The organism is Lactococcus sp. LG1267 (assembly GCF_017309545.1).
Taxonomy (GTDB): domain Bacteria; phylum Bacillota; class Bacilli; order Lactobacillales; family Streptococcaceae; genus Lactococcus; species Lactococcus petauri.
This window is the reverse complement of the sequence record NZ_CP071295.1, coordinates 586,121-603,744: the sequence shown is the minus strand read 5'-3', so window position 1 is coordinate 603,744 and position 17,624 is coordinate 586,121. Positions and strand designations below refer to the sequence as shown.

The window sequence follows — 17,624 nt, the reverse complement described above, 5'->3', positions numbered from 1 at the left end:
TTTTTGTTAAAATAAAAGATAGTCAATAAAAAATAGTAATGAGGAAATAATGTTCACTTTAAAAAAAGCAGCCATATTTACCGGCTTATGCTACATAACACTCGCTGCTCATGCAGCACAAGCAGATACTGCTGAAGTGCCTATAAACAATCACCCGATGGGTTACTACGCTGAAGTGCAAACTGCTGAAAATCCAATGAACGCTCCTGTTGATGCCCAAGGACAGCTGGCCCCTATCGATGAAGATGGCCAAACAGTGAAAGAAGAAATCCTAGAGGATACTGAGACTCCAAAAGTTTCCAGCAGGGTACGTCGCTCTATCACAGATGATACGGAAACCGCTCAAGCGAGCTTAAGAAATGCCCCTTCTGATCTAGTCTCCAATGATACTAGCTTACCACGTAAGGATGCTGTGGATATTTCTTCTTGGCAAGATTGGATGACACAGAGTGATTTCAACCAACTTAAAACACAAGGTGTTAAGACGGTGGTTGTTAAACTGACGGAGAGCACAAATTATATTAACCCTGCAGCTAAAACCCAAATTCAGATGGCTAAAAATGCAGGACTAGCTGTTGCTGTTTACCACTTTTCACACTTCTCAGAATCAGGTAAAACGTCTCAAGCAACTGTAAATAACACTGCACGGGCAGAAGCTAATTTCTTTGCAAATATTGCTAAACAGTACGGTCTTTCAACAAGCACTGTCATGATTAACGATGCAGAATATGTTCCAGAAGACAGTGTCGGAAGTATGCCTTATTGGGATTGGACAGTTGCATCACAAAACTTTGCGGATCAACTTAAAAAGCAAGGATTTGTAAGCACACGTCACTATGCCTCAAAAGCATGGGCCGTAGATGGTGTTGGGCAGATGGAACCAAGTAAATTAGGTGCAAAAAATCTTTGGATTGCACAATATCTTTACGGTAAACCAAGTTCTGGTAATCTCCAAAACACACAATTTGGCTCATGGCAGTATACGAGTCAAATGTATTTCACAAACTTTAGTCGTCAAAGTCCCTTAGATGTAAGTATCGATTATGCCGATATCCTTACTCCGATTAATCCACCTACTCCAAGTGCCCCTTATTTAAAGGTTATTAATGGCAAAACCTATGGATTCTTAGCCAATGGGCAGAAGATTTTTGGTCAATATGCGATAAACGGTCATTGGTATCTTTTTGATAAAACGACTGGTATTATGCAAACAGGCCTTCAAAACCTTAGCACTTATGGGCAAAATAAAACGGTTTACTACGGCGAAAATGGGCAAATGCTCTATGGCGAGCAACAGATAAATGGAAAATGGTATCTTTTTAGGAAGAACTACGGAGATATGTTGACTGGATTGCAAAATCTTAGCACTTATGGGAAAAACAAAACGGTTTACTACGGCGAAAATGGGCAAATGCTCTATGGCGAGCAACAGATAAATGGAAAATGGTATCTTTTTAGGAAGAACTACGGAGATATGTTGACTGGATTGCAAAATCTTAGCACTTATGGGAAAAACAAAACGGTTTACTACGGCGAAAATGGGCAAATGCTCTATGGCGAGCAACAGATAAATGGAAAATGGTATCTTTTTAGGAAGAACTACGGAGATATGTTGACCGGATTGCAAAATCTTAGCACTTATGGGAAAAACAAAACGGTTTACTACGGCGAAAATGGGCAAATGCTCTATGGCGAGCAACAGATAAATGGAAAATGGTATCTTTTTAGGAAGAACTACGGAGATATGTTGACTGGATTGCAAAATCTTAGCACTTATGGGAAAAACAAAACGGTTTACTACGGCGAAAATGGGCAAATGCTCTATGGCGAGCAACAGATAAATGGAAAATGGTATCTTTTTAGGAAGAACTACGGAGATATGTTGACTGGATTGCAAAATCTTAGCACTTATGGGAAAAACAAAACGGTTTACTACGGCGAAAATGGGCAAATGCTCTATGGCGAGCAACAGATAAATGGAAAATGGTATCTTTTTAGGAAGAACTACGGAGATATGTTGACCGGATTACAGAACCTTAGCACTTACGGGAAAAACAAAACGGTTTACTACGGTGCAAACGGGCAAATGCTCTATGGCGAGCAAAAAATAAACGGATACTGGTATCTCTTTAGCAAGGGAACTGGAGCCATGTCATTTGGTTTCCAAGATCTTAATGTCTATGGAAAAAATAAGGTTGTTTACTATAACTCTCAAGGTCACATGTTATATGGTAAGCAGATTATAAATGGTAAAACTTACTATTTTGATACTACAACGGGTGCATTACAATAAAAAATCATGAGTTTAACTCATGATTTTTTTAATCTTATCAATATAAGAAATAAATACCAAATAATGTAGAAAAGACTAGCATAATATTCGTTATAATAATAACAGCGATAGAAATAATAACTGTTAAGCGATAAGGTCTTATTCTCAATTGAAATTTTTCATTACCAGTAACTAATGGTAATAGTAGAAGTGTGGGAGTAAAGTATCTCCCTTGGACACCTTCCACTGCTCCTAAGAACCTATGCACTTCTACGTAGTCAGAGATTGTAGGTTGGATTACAAAAGAATAAAAAACAGCGACTACCCCCCCTAAAAATACTAAAAATGCAAACCAAGAAATTAATAATGATTCTACAAAACGTTTCTCAACAAGTACAACTATAATTAGCAAAATGTACCATATAGCTGAAACCCAGTAAGGTAGGTGATTAAAATTTGCATATGGCGCTGCTAAAAGTGATTGAAAAATACTCGACACACTTAATCCTGGGGTTATATTAATCCAGTACCCTATAGTGATGCGATACAAACTGAAAGCAACTGTAGGTTTCATTATAAGAAAGACTATTGAGAGCACTAGAATAAAAATCACAACATACATAGAAGATTTCCAGTTTATCCACTTTTTTCTTTTAAGTTGAGATTTAATCTTATCTATAAATAAACCAAAACGAGAATTGTGTTTTTCTTGCACTAAATAAATCAGAAGCATTACAAACGTAGGTAATAATATTAAAAGTTTAAGATTAGTTTTTGCTCCTAATGTTAAAGATATAATGGATATTCCTAAATACCAAACATCACAGAGCCGCAACTGCTTCCGAACAATCATATTAATTGTAAAGGCAATAGCAAAAGCAGATAAAATATAAGTTGTTGCATCATAAGACAGACTAGCAAATGTATTTGTTATAACGGGACTTAAAGACACAACAGTAAATAAAAGTTTCCCTGCTTTAACCCATTTAATAATTAAAAACATAAGTATGGCACAGATGAAGCTAGATAATAGTCTTGCAATTACAATCATTACTCCTATGGATGGATATATTGCATGACCTAACTTAACACCAATAGCAGGAAGTAAGTGTCCCCAATAATTATAAGACGTTTTAGGTGGAATAAAAGCTGCCCTAGGCAAATCTTCTATAGGCATTTCTTTTATTTCACTCTTGAAATATTTTTCAAAGAACGTCCCTGATTGATAGTTAGGAACTTGTCTAAACATTCCCGATCCTATATTTGGTTCTCCATAAGCTGAAAGATCATTGGATAACCCTACCATATTTGTACTAATCGTATAATGGTATTGCCCATCTGGCTCATTAAACAATGGCATAGCAAGTGATAGCATCGTTCCTATAAAAAGAGCAAGGACTAGATAAATCTTATGAAGATGCTTTTCAATAGTTTCTTCTGTTGAAAATATTTTTTTCATATTTGACATCTCTCCTCACATAAACTTTATTAATAAAACTGCAATCACGAAGATTACTATACAGAAAAGGACGATGGGTATTATTATTTTCTTAGAAACATCTGGCGATTCTTTAATACCATTTTCCGTTAGAACATTATATTCATTTACATCTGCCAAGAAGTCAGGAATCGTAGTATTGATAGTAAAGTTCTGATTTTGTGAAGTATTTAAAGAACTTTGACTCACGAGTGACTTATTTCTTCCAATTTCAAAATTACTAAATACAGAAAACCGGATCAAACCATTATCCAGATTATGTCCATCAATTGCCTTAATAGGATAGAGAAAATATTCATTACCCTTCGCAAGTCCAACAATTTGAATTAAAGACTGGTTTAGTTTACTGTTGGTCTGTGCATTATAATTAAAACGGTTTAAAGCAGGAGGGATAGGTACAGGATCTAAACTGCCTATTGAATACTTATTACCCCCCTTTAGAATCGTGAATTGACTGTTGTCAATATTATTTAGGGAAGGAACAGTAATCCACCCCTTCTGCGCAGAGTAGAGTTGATAGTTTTTCCCGATTTGCTTTCCAAGTAAATACTCTCCCCCTGTTGCAAGTTTGTTAGTTTTACTATCTGCCATTGCAAAGTTAATACCAGAAAGAACAAGAACTGGAGATTTTGCAGACACTCCCCCCTGATTATCATCAACACCTGACACTGATAAAGATGCATTTCCACTTGTTGTCCCATCAATATTGAGTGGTAAAATAGAAGCGATAATTTCTAGAGTTAAATCTTGATCCAGTGTGGGTAATGTGATTTGGTAATTTGGGTTTGGGACAGCTTGATTCTCCTCATCTTTAATCACACCTACCTCAGCATCGCCCAGTGCTTTAACCGAACTAATCGCTAGATTGGTGCTTGATGATAAAAGTAAATCCCCCCCAAACTTATTGAAATCTTTACTTACTTTTAAGTGAAAAGTAATGGGTGAGGCTGAGTCAACAATATATCTTTTAAAATCTGTGAGTGCCACGTCACTCTGATCGTCCACTGAAATCTCTAGACGTCTATCTAAATTATCCGTATCAAGCTCTATTTGTTGATTTTCCTCTGTTATTGTCACTAATTTTTGAAAATTACCGCTTCCTGACATTATTGCTGTAATTCCCTTATTTACTACGGCTTCTGAATTTCCTTGTGCATTCGTAAAAGTATTCCCCATCTTTTCGGCTTCAGGCTGATGGAAGAAGATGCCCTCTGTTGTGCCATTAATAACCATTAGCATAGGTATACCACCTGCACGTAAAACGGCCTCTAATATTAGCATTGTTTCTTGAGGACTATGTTTTATCCCCGGCCCAATATGCAAACCATTAGGTAGATAAATAATTGACGGGTCAAGCTTTGGTTTTTTTGACGTAGAGGTCAACATTTTACTCTGAATTTGCTTCCATTCTGGAGAAAGAAAATCAGTACTTGTAATGTCTCCTGTCATTATTTTTTGATATGCCCCGTCTAAATTTCTTGCAGTATAAACGGCCCCCCTGTTAGGAATACCGCTTTGTGTAGAATGCAATCGAACGGTAAGCATCTCTGAAGCTGCTGATATTCCATTCATTTTCATATTACATATCATAACGCTGAAAACGAGTGCAATGATTATTTTCAAATAATTTTTATGTTTTATCATTTTTTATTTTTCTCAATCATAATTCTTTTTACATTAAATTTTTTTAAAGCAGGATTCTAGAATCTAAATTAATTTTTTTCTAGTATTTGTTTTATCACTATTTTTTCCTTAGTACTCCAAATATAAACTACAATAACAAATAAAAAAGTTATCCCTCTCACTATTAAATTTAAAAATACTGCACTGGGTTCAATAAATTGTACTACTTTTAAAGCAATGAACATTATTACTCCTAAAAGTAATGGAGATATAAATACTTTTAAAAAGCTAAATATATCTCCTTGCAGGGTAATCGTAATTAAACGATAAAAACTCACAATAAAGTTTAATAAAAAACCTATTGATAAGCATATGGCTACACTCACTATACTACCCATAGCAACTCCAATAGAGATAGAGGTAACCAGTATAATAGCACTGATAAATCCTGTAACGAAAAGAACTTTTGAATGATTCCTTGCTTGGAATATTGCTCCACTACTTGAAAGTGTCATCTGGATCCAAACTGTTAATGCCAGAATGGAAAAGGGAATTACTGCTTCCCCCCATTGACTTCCAAACATAAACAGAATAATTTTATCCGCAGATAAGCTTAAAAATACTGAAAGAGGAACTCCAATAAGTGCAAGCACATGAACAACTTTATAGTAAACCTCACGAATATAAACAACATCATCTTGATAGTCGGATAATACAGGTTGTAACACGGGGGTGATTACTCCTAAGAAAAGCGAGTTGGGTAACATGAGCAATTGGTAGGCTTTGCCATAATTAGCAAGTGCTGCTTCTCCCATAAATTTACCGACTAGAATATTATCTGTATTTCGTGAAAAATAATTTATAAAATTAAAACCAAATTGGTTTTTAGAGAAAGTCCAAATAGACTTTAATGGTTCCATATAAAATTTACTGCTAAAGCGTAACTTAGTAAAATAAAGATTCAGTAAAAAATTTATGATAGAAAAAACGATTGCACTAATAATTAAAGAGTATACGCCAAAGCCAAGAAAGGCTAAAGACACCCCTATAATACCTGCACAGACATTTGCGAAAACCATACTAAAATTAACATGTTTGAATTTTTTAGATTTGTTTAATATAGCAGAGGGAACAATATTTAGTCCATTAAAAAGAACAGATATAGCTTGGACCCAAGTTAACGATTTATATATATCTTGATGATAAAGCCATGCTAAAAAATAACCAAACAAACCAAATATTACTGCTATCGATACTGCAAAAATAGCTGAAAAATTAAAGAGAACTCTTACATCTTCTTGCGAAAGTTTTTTATTTTGAATAATAGCTGGCCCCATGCCAGATTCAATCATCATTGCAAAAAACACAATAAAGACCTGCATAATGGCTACCACCCCATAATCTTGAGGTGTCAATAAGCGACTTAGAACAGCATTAATGATTATTTGTAAAATAAAATTACTATAAACACCAATAGTAGTAAAAATCATTCCTGCCTTTAAATGATTCATTCTCCATCCCTCATTTTTTCTCTCATTTGACTTGGCGTCATTTGAATTGCTTCTTTTAGAATTTCAATATTTACTAGTTGATATTTCAATTTAAAAAGTGATTCCTTACGCTTATTCGAACCAGATACCATATCACTTGATGAATCTTCTTTATGATAAATGCTCAGATCATTCACATACATTTGTCGAAAATCTAACTTTTGACAGATATAAGCTAAGAGTTCTTCTTCTTCATATAAAAATGTATCTGGATAAAAACCCAAATACTCCCTCAAATAGTTCTCTCTAAAAAAGAGAGCTGATCCGTGTAACATGTTAACACGACTATCTAACAGTTGGGTCTTATAATTTGAAAAATCTCTTACCGCTCTTTTTCCTTTTAAAAGCCTTACAATATATCTGATAAATGGATAAATTCCTAATTGAGTAAAAAGTTTTACTTTTTTAAAGTACTTTTTCTTTGTTTGGATAGAAAATAAATCTCTATCTGATAGTTTACATATATTCTGATTTATACCGTCTCGTCCAATAATCTCTGTACCTACAATGGCAACTTCTGCAGGGAAATCAATAGTCATCAGTTTTTCAAGGTAATCTTTCTGAGTTAAGATTGTATCACCATTAATGACAAGAATATTGTAAATCTCTCTATCTTTCAAATATTTTATACCTAAGTTATTTCCCTTAGCAAAACCTATATTTTCACTAGTTGAAATGATATTTACTTTCTCCACATTATGATATGTCTCTTTTAGGACTCTAAGCGATTCATTTGGTGATGCATTTTCTACAACGACTATCTCAAAGTTTTTATAACTTTGGGTAAAAATAGACTCTATACATTCCAAGGTATCCTGATAGGCTAAATAATTTAATATTACAATTCCTATTGTATTTTTCACCGTATCAACCTCTTTCCATATATTTTAGGTACAGATAACCAAGTCTTTTATTTTTTCTTATTATATATAAAATCTTTCGCTTGAAAGATAGACTACTAAATTTTACTTTTTTAAAGTAAAATTCTCCTAGCGTATTACTAACTGTTTTCTTAAATGCTTTAAAACCTTTCTCAGGCAACTCTATGTTAAGTATCTCATTAATTGTTACACCTACGGTAAAATCACCCAACAGAGTTTGATACCCTGGAACATCTGAATCAATATATTTCTCAAGTTGTTTAATGATATTTATCCCATCAAGTACTTTATCAGGATTTTTCTTTGACTGAGCACTCCCTTTTCTAGCCCTCAAGTAACAATAGAAATTTTGAGGAATCCACAACAGTGTATTAGCTTTACTAAATAATTCAATAGAAAAAACTGCATCTTGTCCCGTTCTTTGGTTAGTAAACTGTAGGTCAATATTTTTTAAAAAGTCACGTCTAATAAACTTCGTCCATGGTGCAAAAAAAATTCTACTATTATAGTATTTAAGAGCGTCTGCCATAATTTTATCATTGGAATTATAAAACATTTGTAAGTCTTCTGGAATTGGTCTCACAGTTATTTTACCCTCTTCATCAACTTCATTGAAAGAAAACAAGACAATATCAGGGCCAGTACTACTATTTTTTATTTCAGAAAAGATTTTTGAGAAGCTTTCCTCTTCAATAGTGTCATCTGGATCCATGAAGTAAAGGTAGTCGCCAGAAGCAAAAGGAATTCCTTCATTTCTAGCATACCCACTCCCTTGATTCTGCGTTGAAATTACCCGTACTCTGTCAGAATGATTCTCAGCAATTTTTTGGGCAATATTTAATGTGTTATCCGATGAACCATCATTTACAATAATGACTTCATACTCAATTCCAGTCTGTACCAATATGGAAGCAATACTTTTTTCTAAATATTTTTCCACATTATATGCTGGAAGGATGACTGATAAGTCCATTAATTCTCCTATTTTAATTTATTAATTTAAAGCACTTTGCTCCACTTGTGTACGATTGGAGGAAGTGAAAAATCATCAACACGTCTTAGGGATTTTTCTTGATATTCTTTTCTAAGTGAAGCTGAATTAATTAGTTTTAATAGTTCTTGAGCAAATCCTTCAATATTACCTTGCTCTATTAGAAGGCCCGTTTCTCCACTTGAAAGAATTTCGTAGCTACCGCTTTGCTCAAATGCAATTATAGGTAAGCCTGCCCCCATCGCTTCAATTAGAACCAAAGGAAGCCCTTCTTTTCTAGATGTCATCATATAGATTGAGCTATCTAAGTAATGTTGCTCTAAATCCTTTCCCGATAACTCCCCACAATATTGAATTTTATCTTCTGTGTGACTTTTTTTTATAAGCTCATTAAAAGCTTGTAAATCTCCTCCACCGGCTACAGTAATTTTCCAATTTTCTGGAAGTTGTCTAGCAATATCAACAAGATAATCTAGACCCTTAACTTCTACTTCTTCTAGCCTTCCAACAAATGAAATATTTTTTGATTCTAACGATGATTTTTCATAAAAATTCATCGTTACAGGATTATAGATTTTAGTACAATTTTGATTAATAGGAAGCATATCCTGTTGGTCTTGTTCTGTTAAAACAACCACCTCATCAGCATAACTAAAACCATTAATAACCCACGGGTAGTTGTATTTTCTTCTAAATCCTTCAGTATAAAACTTTGTTGAACTATGCACCCATGCTATCGTTTTATACTTAGTACCATATTTGTTCTTAATTTCTGGAATCAATTCTACGGAGTAACCACTAAATACTAAAGTTTTACTATTAGACTGCTCCGCTTGTTTAATGATTTTCTTAACCTGCCATTTTATAAAAAGATCAACGAAAAAGTTAGCCCTGTATTTTGCACTCAAGGCTGTTCCATAGATATACAACTTTCGATTTAAAAGACTGTTCCCATACATTTCTAGGTCCATATCACTTGCTGGAAAATGATTTTCCATTTTACCCATAGTATAAATGCTTGTTTTCCTAGATTCTGTCTGCACAGCTTGAGCAATCACATAATTTGCTTTTTCAAGACCTCGTTTAGACCAATTATCTGTTATAAATAATACATTAGTCATATCTTTATTTCTCAAACTCACTCTTCTTAGAGAATTTCTCATTCAATGCTTTATTTAACCTTACTTTTTCACTTTCAAAATCAATCTCAGTCCCTCCATCATTAAAACAAAGAACTTTCATTTGTGATGCTAACAACTTTTTATAGTCTTGATCGAGGCCCATGGGAACCATTTTACCAAATTTAAAAGAATTATGCGGGTAAAATTCTGCGGTTGCTCTCAAATAATCTAGCAAAAACCAACTCGTTATCGTTTCACTATTTCTGAACTTGCTTTTAGAAGCAAATTTATATCTTTCTGGCAGCAATTCTCGTGTTTCCCGATAAATGGTTTTCGTGAAAGGCTGTGTTAGATGATCCGGTCTAAATCCAATAAATTTATGAAAGAAAAGTAAAACTGGTAACATGAGTAAGTTTGCTGCTACAGCAAAAAAACCGTTTCTTAAAGAAAAGTTACGCCATGTTATCAAACGTTTTTTTGGGCTTTTTGCTTCATTTACTGCTAACATATTATTGAAAAGAGCTACGTTAAAAGCTTCGCTTGCCAATATTGGTGTATGCATCATTTGAAGAACTGGAAATCCTTTATAGAAAAAATCCTCTGGACGCGTTGGTGAATTTAAAAATAAATCATCATTAAAGTTAACAAATTGCTCAGAAATCTCTGGGATGCGATCAAAATTTAATTCAATTGCTTGCGTAGCAAAAGTAGGTAAGTACTCTCCAGGAATAAAATCCTCATGCTTTACAATATTTAATTTTGGATGGTTTACATTCAACCACTCCGGGATATGACCATAGGTCACAAGATGAATTTTATTTACCCAGGGAGCATATTTTTCAACTGCACGAAACCAGTATTGAAAATTATCCATATTACGATAGCGAGCCTCGTTATTCAAGGATTCATCAAAATCCTCTCCACTGTGGCAAGCACGTTCTTTTTGCCATTCTTTATCTGTGCTATCGAGATATGTGACTACAAAATCTATTTTTTCCATATTATATTCTATTTAACTTTCAGCGTCTTATTTCTTTAAAATTTAGTCTATTTTAAAGCCTAGTCTCTCTCGTATAAATCTCTTGTATAAACTTTTTCGCGAACTGAACGCAATACATCATCTATACGATTTGCAACAATAACGTCTGTTGCTTCGTTAAACGTTGCAAAGTCCTTTTCTACTGGGATATCATGATAAGTGATTTCTTCAAGACGAGGTTCAAAGATGACAACTTTAGCTCCTTCTTTTTCTAAAATTCTAATGATATCATGTATAGCTGAGTAACGGAAGTTATCAGATCCCGATTTCATCGTAAGACGATAAATACCCACAGTTTTGGGATTCTTAGCTAGTATTTGCTTCGCAATGTATTCTTTGCGTGTTGTATTTGAACCAACAACTGCAGTCATCATTTCTTGTGGCACACCATAAAATTCAGCCTTAACTTGTTTTGTATCTTTAGGGAGACAGTATCCACCATAGCCAAATGAGGGGTTATTATAGTAATTACCAATACGTGGATCAAAACCCATTCCCTCAATAATTTTTTTCGTATTCAATCCGTTGCTTTCAGCATATGTGTCTAATTCATTAAAATACGCTACGCGTAAAGCCAAGTATGTATTTGAAAATAGTTTTACTGCTTCTGCTTCTGTTTCATTCATCAAAAGAGTTGCAACATCTTCTTTATGAGCACCTCGTTTAAACATTTCAGCAAGTTCTTCCCCACGCTGACTTACTTCACCAATAACAATTCGACTTGGGTAAAGATTATCATACAGCGCACGTCCTTCACGTAAAAATTCAGGTGAAAAGATAATATTATCTGTTTTATACTTGTCCTTTAAACTTTGTACGTAATTTACAGGTATAGTTGATTTGATTAAAAAAGTTGCGTCTGGACGAATAGCTAGAGCACGCTCAATAACATTTTCGATTGTAGATGTATCAAAATGCTGTGTTTCTTCATTATAATCTGTGGGTGTAGCAATTATTAAATAATCTGCATGGTTGACAGCTTTCTCAAAATCAGTTGTAAACTCCACACTTACATTATCTGAATCAAGAAATTCTATAATCTCTTTATCATCTAATATTGATTGTCCTTGTTGAAGCTTTTTTATTTTACTTTCAACAATATCATAGGCAACAACTTCTTCGTTTTGCCCCAGCAGAAGGGCATTTGATAACCCTACATAACCTAACCCGAAAACTGATATTTTCATTATTTTTTTCCTTTTATTGAATTAATTTTAATCCTAAGCACTTATTATATACAGGTTTTTTATACAAATAATACCTATCATTTTATCACTATCTTTTATAGATTTCAACAGCACTTACTCTAAATAGTCAATGCTTTCAGTATCATTACAATATTTCAAATGCTTTTACAAAGCTTTCTGCTGTTTTATCCCATGTGTAATTTTCTAAAACACGTTGTGAAACATTTTCTTGTATTCTCCTAATTTTATCCATATCTTGTACTAAACTTCTTAAAGTATCAAGTAGGACAGTTTCATCATTTTCAATAATAAATCCAAAGTTTTCATTAGGAATTAACTCACGAGCCCCTCCAACATTAGTCGTAATTACAACATTCTTTAATAAAGCTGCTTCGAGCATTGCTGTAGAAAATCCTTCAATCTTTGATAATAAAACAAATATATCTGATTTATTATTAATTTCCATAACCTTATCATGCGGGACCCGCCCAAGAAATTTTATATTTTCTTGAGTATATTGTGCTACCATGTCTTTATAAATTGGTCCATCGCCAGCAATGATTAATTCAAGATGGTCAACTTCTTGAGAAAGCTTGGAAAAAGCAGACAGGAGTGTTTCAACGCCCTTAAACTTTGCTTGCAAACGGCCTGAATAGCTTATTATAATTTTATCACTAGTATCCTTAAGTCGGCTATAATAATTATCAAAATCACTGCTGTCAATTGCGTTGTAAACTACCCCTTTTGATTCAACACCAAATTCTGTTAACCAATTTGCAGCTTCTTGAGATACACCATAAAAAGTAGCAGTATTTTTTTTTATATGCTGAATTAAAGTTCTCTCAATCTGGTGTAAGAAAAAATCAACAACTGGGTTATTCATGGTTAAATAGGTTGTCCCATGTTCGATGATCATTGCCTCTTTTCCATTTTCTGAAGCTAAGCTGGCTCCAAGTATAGAAGTCATATAAAATCGAGTATTAACTATGTAATAATCAATATTTTCTGATTTAATTTTTTCTAAAGTCCTTCTATACTCTTTGTTTTTCTTCAAGAACGGATAACGATTTTTCCACACATTTCTTATTGGAAGACGATAAACCTTGATCCCATCAACAACTTCTTCCTCTTTTAAATATTCTTCGTGTTGTGTTGTAACAACAATAATATTGTATCCCTTTGCAATTAATTTTTGAGCAATATTATAGGTATATCTTTCCACTCCTCCAAAATGGGGTAAATAGAAACCATTAAAGAATGCAACTGTTTTTGACATTATTTTTTCCTCTTTTCTTTACTTATTACAAAGAAAAAACAGGCACTTCAACATATTGACTTTCTCAGATTTATAGAAGTCAACAAAAGTGAAAGTGCTCTGCTTATAACAAAATTATTGTTGATTAAATTCATAATCAAGGTATTTTCTCATCCCTGATTCCAAATCAAATTTCGGACGATAACCGATTGTCTTCAGTTTAGAAACATCAGAAATCGATTCCTTAATATCACCTTCTCTTGCTTCATCATACTTAACATCAATACGTTTTTCTGTAATTTTCTGTGAAAGCTCAATAAGGTTATTGAGTGTTATTTTGTCACCTGTACCAACATTATAGACTTGCCCCAATGCTTCGTCTGAAGTCGCAATTAACATCAAGGCTTGCACAACATCTTCAATATAGACAAAATCCCGACTCTGCTCACCATCACCAAAGATAGTTAATAAACTTTCATTTTTCAAACGATCTACAAGAATAGAAATAAAGCCAGAATAAGGCGATGCAGGATTTTGTTTTGGTCCGTAAACATTAAAAAAACGAGTCGCACTTGTTGGAATATTATACAATTTGTTATAAACCATGGCCATTTTCTCTGAGGCAAACTTATCGACAGCATAAGGAGTAAGTGGTCGAATGACACTTTCTTCGCGTTTAGGTAGCGTAGGTTCATCACCATACACTGCTGCACTTGAAGAAAAAACAAACCGTTTCAAAGATTTTTTGTTTTTTCGTAATAGCTCTAAAATAGTCATTGTACTGTCAAAATTGACTTGATGTGTCTCATAAGGACGAGCAACAGAGTCGGCAACAGATGCAACGGCACCTAAATGAAAAATATATTCAAAATCATTCTCAGCAAAAATCTGAGACAATAAGTCTTTATCAGTAAGTGAACCCTGAATTTTTGTCAATTTTTTTGATGAATCAAGATTTTCAAAGCTACCCATAGATAAATCATCGATAACTACGATGTCATTACCAAAATTTAAAAGGGTATTAGATAAAGTTGAACCAATAAAACCCGCGCCACCTGTTACTAAAACACTACTATTTTTTATCATTTTTTTCGTCTTCTAACTCCTTTAAAGCTGATTCTTGAACAATAGACTCAATTTTTCCTTCAAGTTTACTCAACGTTACTGAATTCATAAAAAGCTTGATAAGAAGTACAAATATGATTAATAAAAAAACCATATTACTCATTGAATAGATTCCCATGAGATGAGTAATCACAACTAAATATTGCGGAAAAATACTTGTTATTAGTAAAAATATTGAAAATAATACCCAAAACAATGAGTGGTTAATTTCAATGTCTCCTTTTCGAACTTTTCTTGCAACATAAGCTGTTGTTAGCAAAGCTCCGATGATTAAGATAATCCTTAAAGTTATGGTCATGATATCTACCTTCTAAATGGTTGAAGCACTAATATGGAGATAGCAACTCGTGTCATATATTGGATACTTCGGCGAAGGTTAAGATAACTTTCCCCTGCAGTCCTATCTTGCATACTGACTTGTACTTCAGTAACCCTAAATTTTTTCTTAATAAAATAGCTCACCGTTTCTGGTTCTGGGGTCATATTTTCATTATTAATATAGAAATTAATTGCCTTCTTATTAAAGAGCCTCATCCCACTTGTTGGATCTTTGATACTTTTCCCCGTAGTAACCTTGATAGCCATCGAAATCATTATATTACCAGCCATTCTTAATGAATGTGGGCGCTTTTCAGTTACGAAACGGCTTCCTATAACTACGTCTGCTCCCTTTTCCGCTGCTTCAAGCATGCGTGGAATATACTCTGGCACATGTTGCCCATCGGCATCAAACTGGATAGCATAATCATACGACTGGCGTTGAGCATATTTTAAACCAGCTCTAAATCCACCTGTAAGCCCTAAATTAGTCCGTAGATTAATTAAATCTACTCCCATTTTCTTAACAATATCAACTGTTTTATCACGCGAGCCATCATTCACAACAATATAATCAAGATTAAGCTCAGCTGGATATTCATCTTTAAAATTTTGAATACTCAAAATTGTTTTTTCAATACTTTCCTCTTCATTATAAGCCGGAATAATGAGGAGTGTTCGTTTATTCGTAACCATATTTACCTTTATCTAAAACTTACAAAGTATCTTTAACAATATCATCCATCTTATACCAAGATTCCTGTTAAAAAAACCTTTTATAATCATTTTAACATATTTCTTCTTAATTTGATAGAATACCTCTGGCTTATAGTGTTTATAGAAATAGTATTCACTTGTGAAAATTTTTTCAAACCTTTCTTTAGAAACTTCTTCTAGTTTTAGTACTGATAAATTATGTTGAATTTCTACTGGCAAAACCTTTATTTTTTTTTCTTTATCTACAAGTTGATAAAACAACCAATGATCTAAGTAATCCAGCGGAAATTTTTTATTAAAGCCGCCAATTTTTTTAAGAAAATCTATCTTTATCACAAGGCAACTCGATATCCCAGTAATATTATGATTATAAATTCCGTCATTTTTCGGAAATAACAACATATCAACAGTATCACTAGCTGTTGGTGAAATTTGCTTTTTCCCCTCAAAAATTAACGGACAGTAAGCAGTTATATCTGTGTTTGACTGTAGTTCGGAAAATATTATTTTGAAATAATTTTCAGTTACTGCTGTATCATCGTCCAATAAGAGAATCCACTCATCTTGACTAAAATCCATAGTATTTTGATAAGCAACACGAGTTCCTCGCTCTTCTAAATCATTATAAATATAATTTAGAGATGCAAACTCATTAGCCATTTCTATGTACGAGTAGTCTATCAGCCCATTATCAAAAACTCTAACATTCAGTTTGCATTTTATACCCTCTTTTAGAGAGTGAAGTGCTTGAAAAGATTTTGTTTCGTCATATCTTTTACTATAAGCAACCAAACACACCGTTATTTTCATTTTTTTACCTTTATATCAAGATTTTTTTTATTTTTCTTTTTATTTTAGAGCCCAGACTTTTTGCATTTACAGCTTCATTAACAGAAACCAGATGACCTATATGGCGAATCGTTCTTAAAGTGGTGTCTTCTCCATTTTCGATAGCTTTACAAATCTCTTCATAAACTGTGTCTAAAGCGTATTTTTTTTGAACTTCTTTAGTTTGAAGCAAACTCTCTTCTTTTAATAGTTCAAAGTTATCTAATGCTTCTTGAATGTAATCAGCCAGTTGTTTAGCCTCACCCAAGTGATATTGTTTCCCCTGACCAAAAATCTTATAAACAGAATTATACCCTGGATTATCAGAAATAATTGTTGGGATCCCTTTTAGAAGTGCTTCTACATAAACCAAACCAAAAGTTTCCATTGCTGAAGTACTCACAAAAATATCCTTATCTGTTAGTTCCTCCCATGGCTCTTCTAGATTTCCCGTAAATGTTATATTTCTCAATTTATTCTCTGAAATAAAGTTATCACAAATTTTTTTATACTCTTTATCTTGTGCACCAATAAAAACTAGCTCAACTTCTGGCCTATCCAATTCTTTATAAGCTTTTAACAGTTCTAATTGATTTTTTCTATCTGTTAAACGCCCAACAGAAACTATGCGTGAAGTGGTAGACTTTCTGGAGATTGTCCCCTTAATTTCTGTATAAGGAATAAAAGACTTTACTTCTTTTTTAAAGATATCTGATAGTTGTTCGTTTAATAATCCTGACACACTAAATATTTCGTCAGAATATTCTTCGATAAAGTCAATTTTTGAACGGTAATAGGCAAATTCTCCTTCGGGAAATTCATGTATCAACCAAAAGTGCTTTTTACTCTCGCAAGCCGCTGCAACAGCACCTTGAAACACATTCACGGTATTGCTTATTAAAATATCTACTTCCTTTTTTTTGATGATCTCACGAATTTCGCTAATATTTTGTCGATAGTAATAAGCACGTTCATTGATATTTCCATTAACCTCCCCTGGAGCATCCTCCCACCACCAATTGAGAGCATCTAATTGAAAAAGTTGAATTCCTTCTTCTCGATGTCTATCAATGTAGTCTTGATTGTTATTTCGAGGACAAACATTTAGAACCGTGTAACCTAATTGGATTAAATATTTTTCAAAATTAAAAATAGAGATTTCAGCACCATTATCAAATGTTCCTGTGGGTGAAACAAATAGAATTGTTTTCATAAAATC

Annotated in this window: 15 protein-coding genes; 1 reads left to right on the top strand and 14 read right to left on the bottom strand. The window is 33.5% G+C overall.

Annotation, left to right across the window (positions count from 1 at the left end):
• Positions 1–49: 49 nt before the first annotated feature.
• The gene (locus J0J33_RS10735) at positions 50–2,293 is read left to right on the top strand and encodes a GH25 family lysozyme (protein WP_242526937.1); all 2,244 of its coding nucleotides are present in this window, start codon (positions 50–52) and stop codon (positions 2,291–2,293) included.
• Positions 2,294–2,330: 37 nt separating this feature from the next.
• Here J0J33_RS10735 and J0J33_RS03020 read toward each other — a convergent pair whose 3' ends face one another.
• The 14 genes from J0J33_RS03020 to J0J33_RS02955 all read right to left on the bottom strand — a co-directional run bounded on the left by J0J33_RS03020 (position 2,331) and on the right by J0J33_RS02955 (position 17,618).
• On the bottom strand, positions 2,331–3,731 hold the full coding sequence (locus tag J0J33_RS03020) for a DUF2142 domain-containing protein (protein ID WP_173816878.1): 1,401 nt from the start codon (positions 3,729–3,731) through the stop codon (positions 2,331–2,333).
• A 15-nt stretch (positions 3,732–3,746) separates the two neighbouring features.
• A complete protein-coding gene (locus tag J0J33_RS03015; RefSeq protein WP_173816880.1) occupies positions 3,747–5,414 on the bottom strand; it encodes a hypothetical protein in 1,668 nt (555 codons plus the stop codon).
• 68 nt (positions 5,415–5,482) lie between these two features.
• Positions 5,483–6,904: a lipopolysaccharide biosynthesis protein gene (locus J0J33_RS03010; RefSeq protein ID WP_173816882.1), complete on the bottom strand. Its 1,422-nt coding sequence runs from the start codon at positions 6,902–6,904 to the stop codon at positions 5,483–5,485.
• Complete coding sequence (locus J0J33_RS03005) at positions 6,901–7,806, bottom strand: glycosyltransferase (protein WP_173816884.1); 906 nt, start codon at positions 7,804–7,806, stop codon at positions 6,901–6,903. The genes J0J33_RS03010 and J0J33_RS03005 overlap by 4 nt, the downstream gene beginning before the upstream one ends.
• A gap of 4 nt (positions 7,807–7,810) precedes the next feature.
• Positions 7,811–8,797: a glycosyltransferase family 2 protein gene (locus J0J33_RS03000; protein WP_173816886.1), complete on the bottom strand. Its 987-nt coding sequence runs from the start codon at positions 8,795–8,797 to the stop codon at positions 7,811–7,813.
• 26 nt (positions 8,798–8,823) lie between these two features.
• Complete coding sequence (locus tag J0J33_RS02995) at positions 8,824–9,951, bottom strand: glycosyltransferase (RefSeq protein WP_173816887.1); 1,128 nt, start codon at positions 9,949–9,951, stop codon at positions 8,824–8,826.
• Entirely contained in the window at positions 9,941–10,936 is a 996-nt protein-coding gene (locus J0J33_RS02990) for a glycosyl transferase (protein ID WP_173816889.1), read from the bottom strand. Before J0J33_RS02990 ends, J0J33_RS02995 begins: the two co-directional genes overlap by 11 nt.
• Positions 10,937–10,995: 59 nt before the next feature.
• On the bottom strand, positions 10,996–12,162 hold the full coding sequence (locus J0J33_RS02985) for a nucleotide sugar dehydrogenase (RefSeq protein ID WP_173816892.1): 1,167 nt from the start codon (positions 12,160–12,162) through the stop codon (positions 10,996–10,998).
• Between the two features lie 145 nt (positions 12,163–12,307).
• The gene (locus J0J33_RS02980) at positions 12,308–13,438 is read right to left on the bottom strand and encodes a glycosyltransferase family 4 protein (RefSeq protein ID WP_173816895.1); all 1,131 of its coding nucleotides are present in this window, start codon (positions 13,436–13,438) and stop codon (positions 12,308–12,310) included.
• A gap of 114 nt (positions 13,439–13,552) precedes the next feature.
• Positions 13,553–14,503, bottom strand: coding sequence for an NAD-dependent epimerase/dehydratase family protein (locus J0J33_RS02975; RefSeq protein WP_173816898.1), 951 nt, complete (start codon positions 14,501–14,503; stop codon positions 13,553–13,555).
• A complete protein-coding gene (locus J0J33_RS02970) occupies positions 14,490–14,840 on the bottom strand; it encodes a DUF2304 domain-containing protein (protein ID WP_173816901.1) in 351 nt (116 codons plus the stop codon). The genes J0J33_RS02975 and J0J33_RS02970 overlap by 14 nt, the downstream gene beginning before the upstream one ends.
• Before the next feature lie 5 nt (positions 14,841–14,845).
• Complete coding sequence (locus tag J0J33_RS02965; protein ID WP_173816903.1) at positions 14,846–15,556, bottom strand: glycosyltransferase family 2 protein; 711 nt, start codon at positions 15,554–15,556, stop codon at positions 14,846–14,848.
• A gap of 12 nt (positions 15,557–15,568) precedes the next feature.
• On the bottom strand, positions 15,569–16,387 hold the full coding sequence (locus tag J0J33_RS02960) for a glycosyltransferase family 2 protein (protein ID WP_173816905.1): 819 nt from the start codon (positions 16,385–16,387) through the stop codon (positions 15,569–15,571).
• Between the two features lie 10 nt (positions 16,388–16,397).
• On the bottom strand, positions 16,398–17,618 hold the full coding sequence (locus tag J0J33_RS02955; RefSeq protein ID WP_173816908.1) for a glycosyltransferase family 4 protein: 1,221 nt from the start codon (positions 17,616–17,618) through the stop codon (positions 16,398–16,400).
• Positions 17,619–17,624 lie beyond the last annotated feature (6 nt).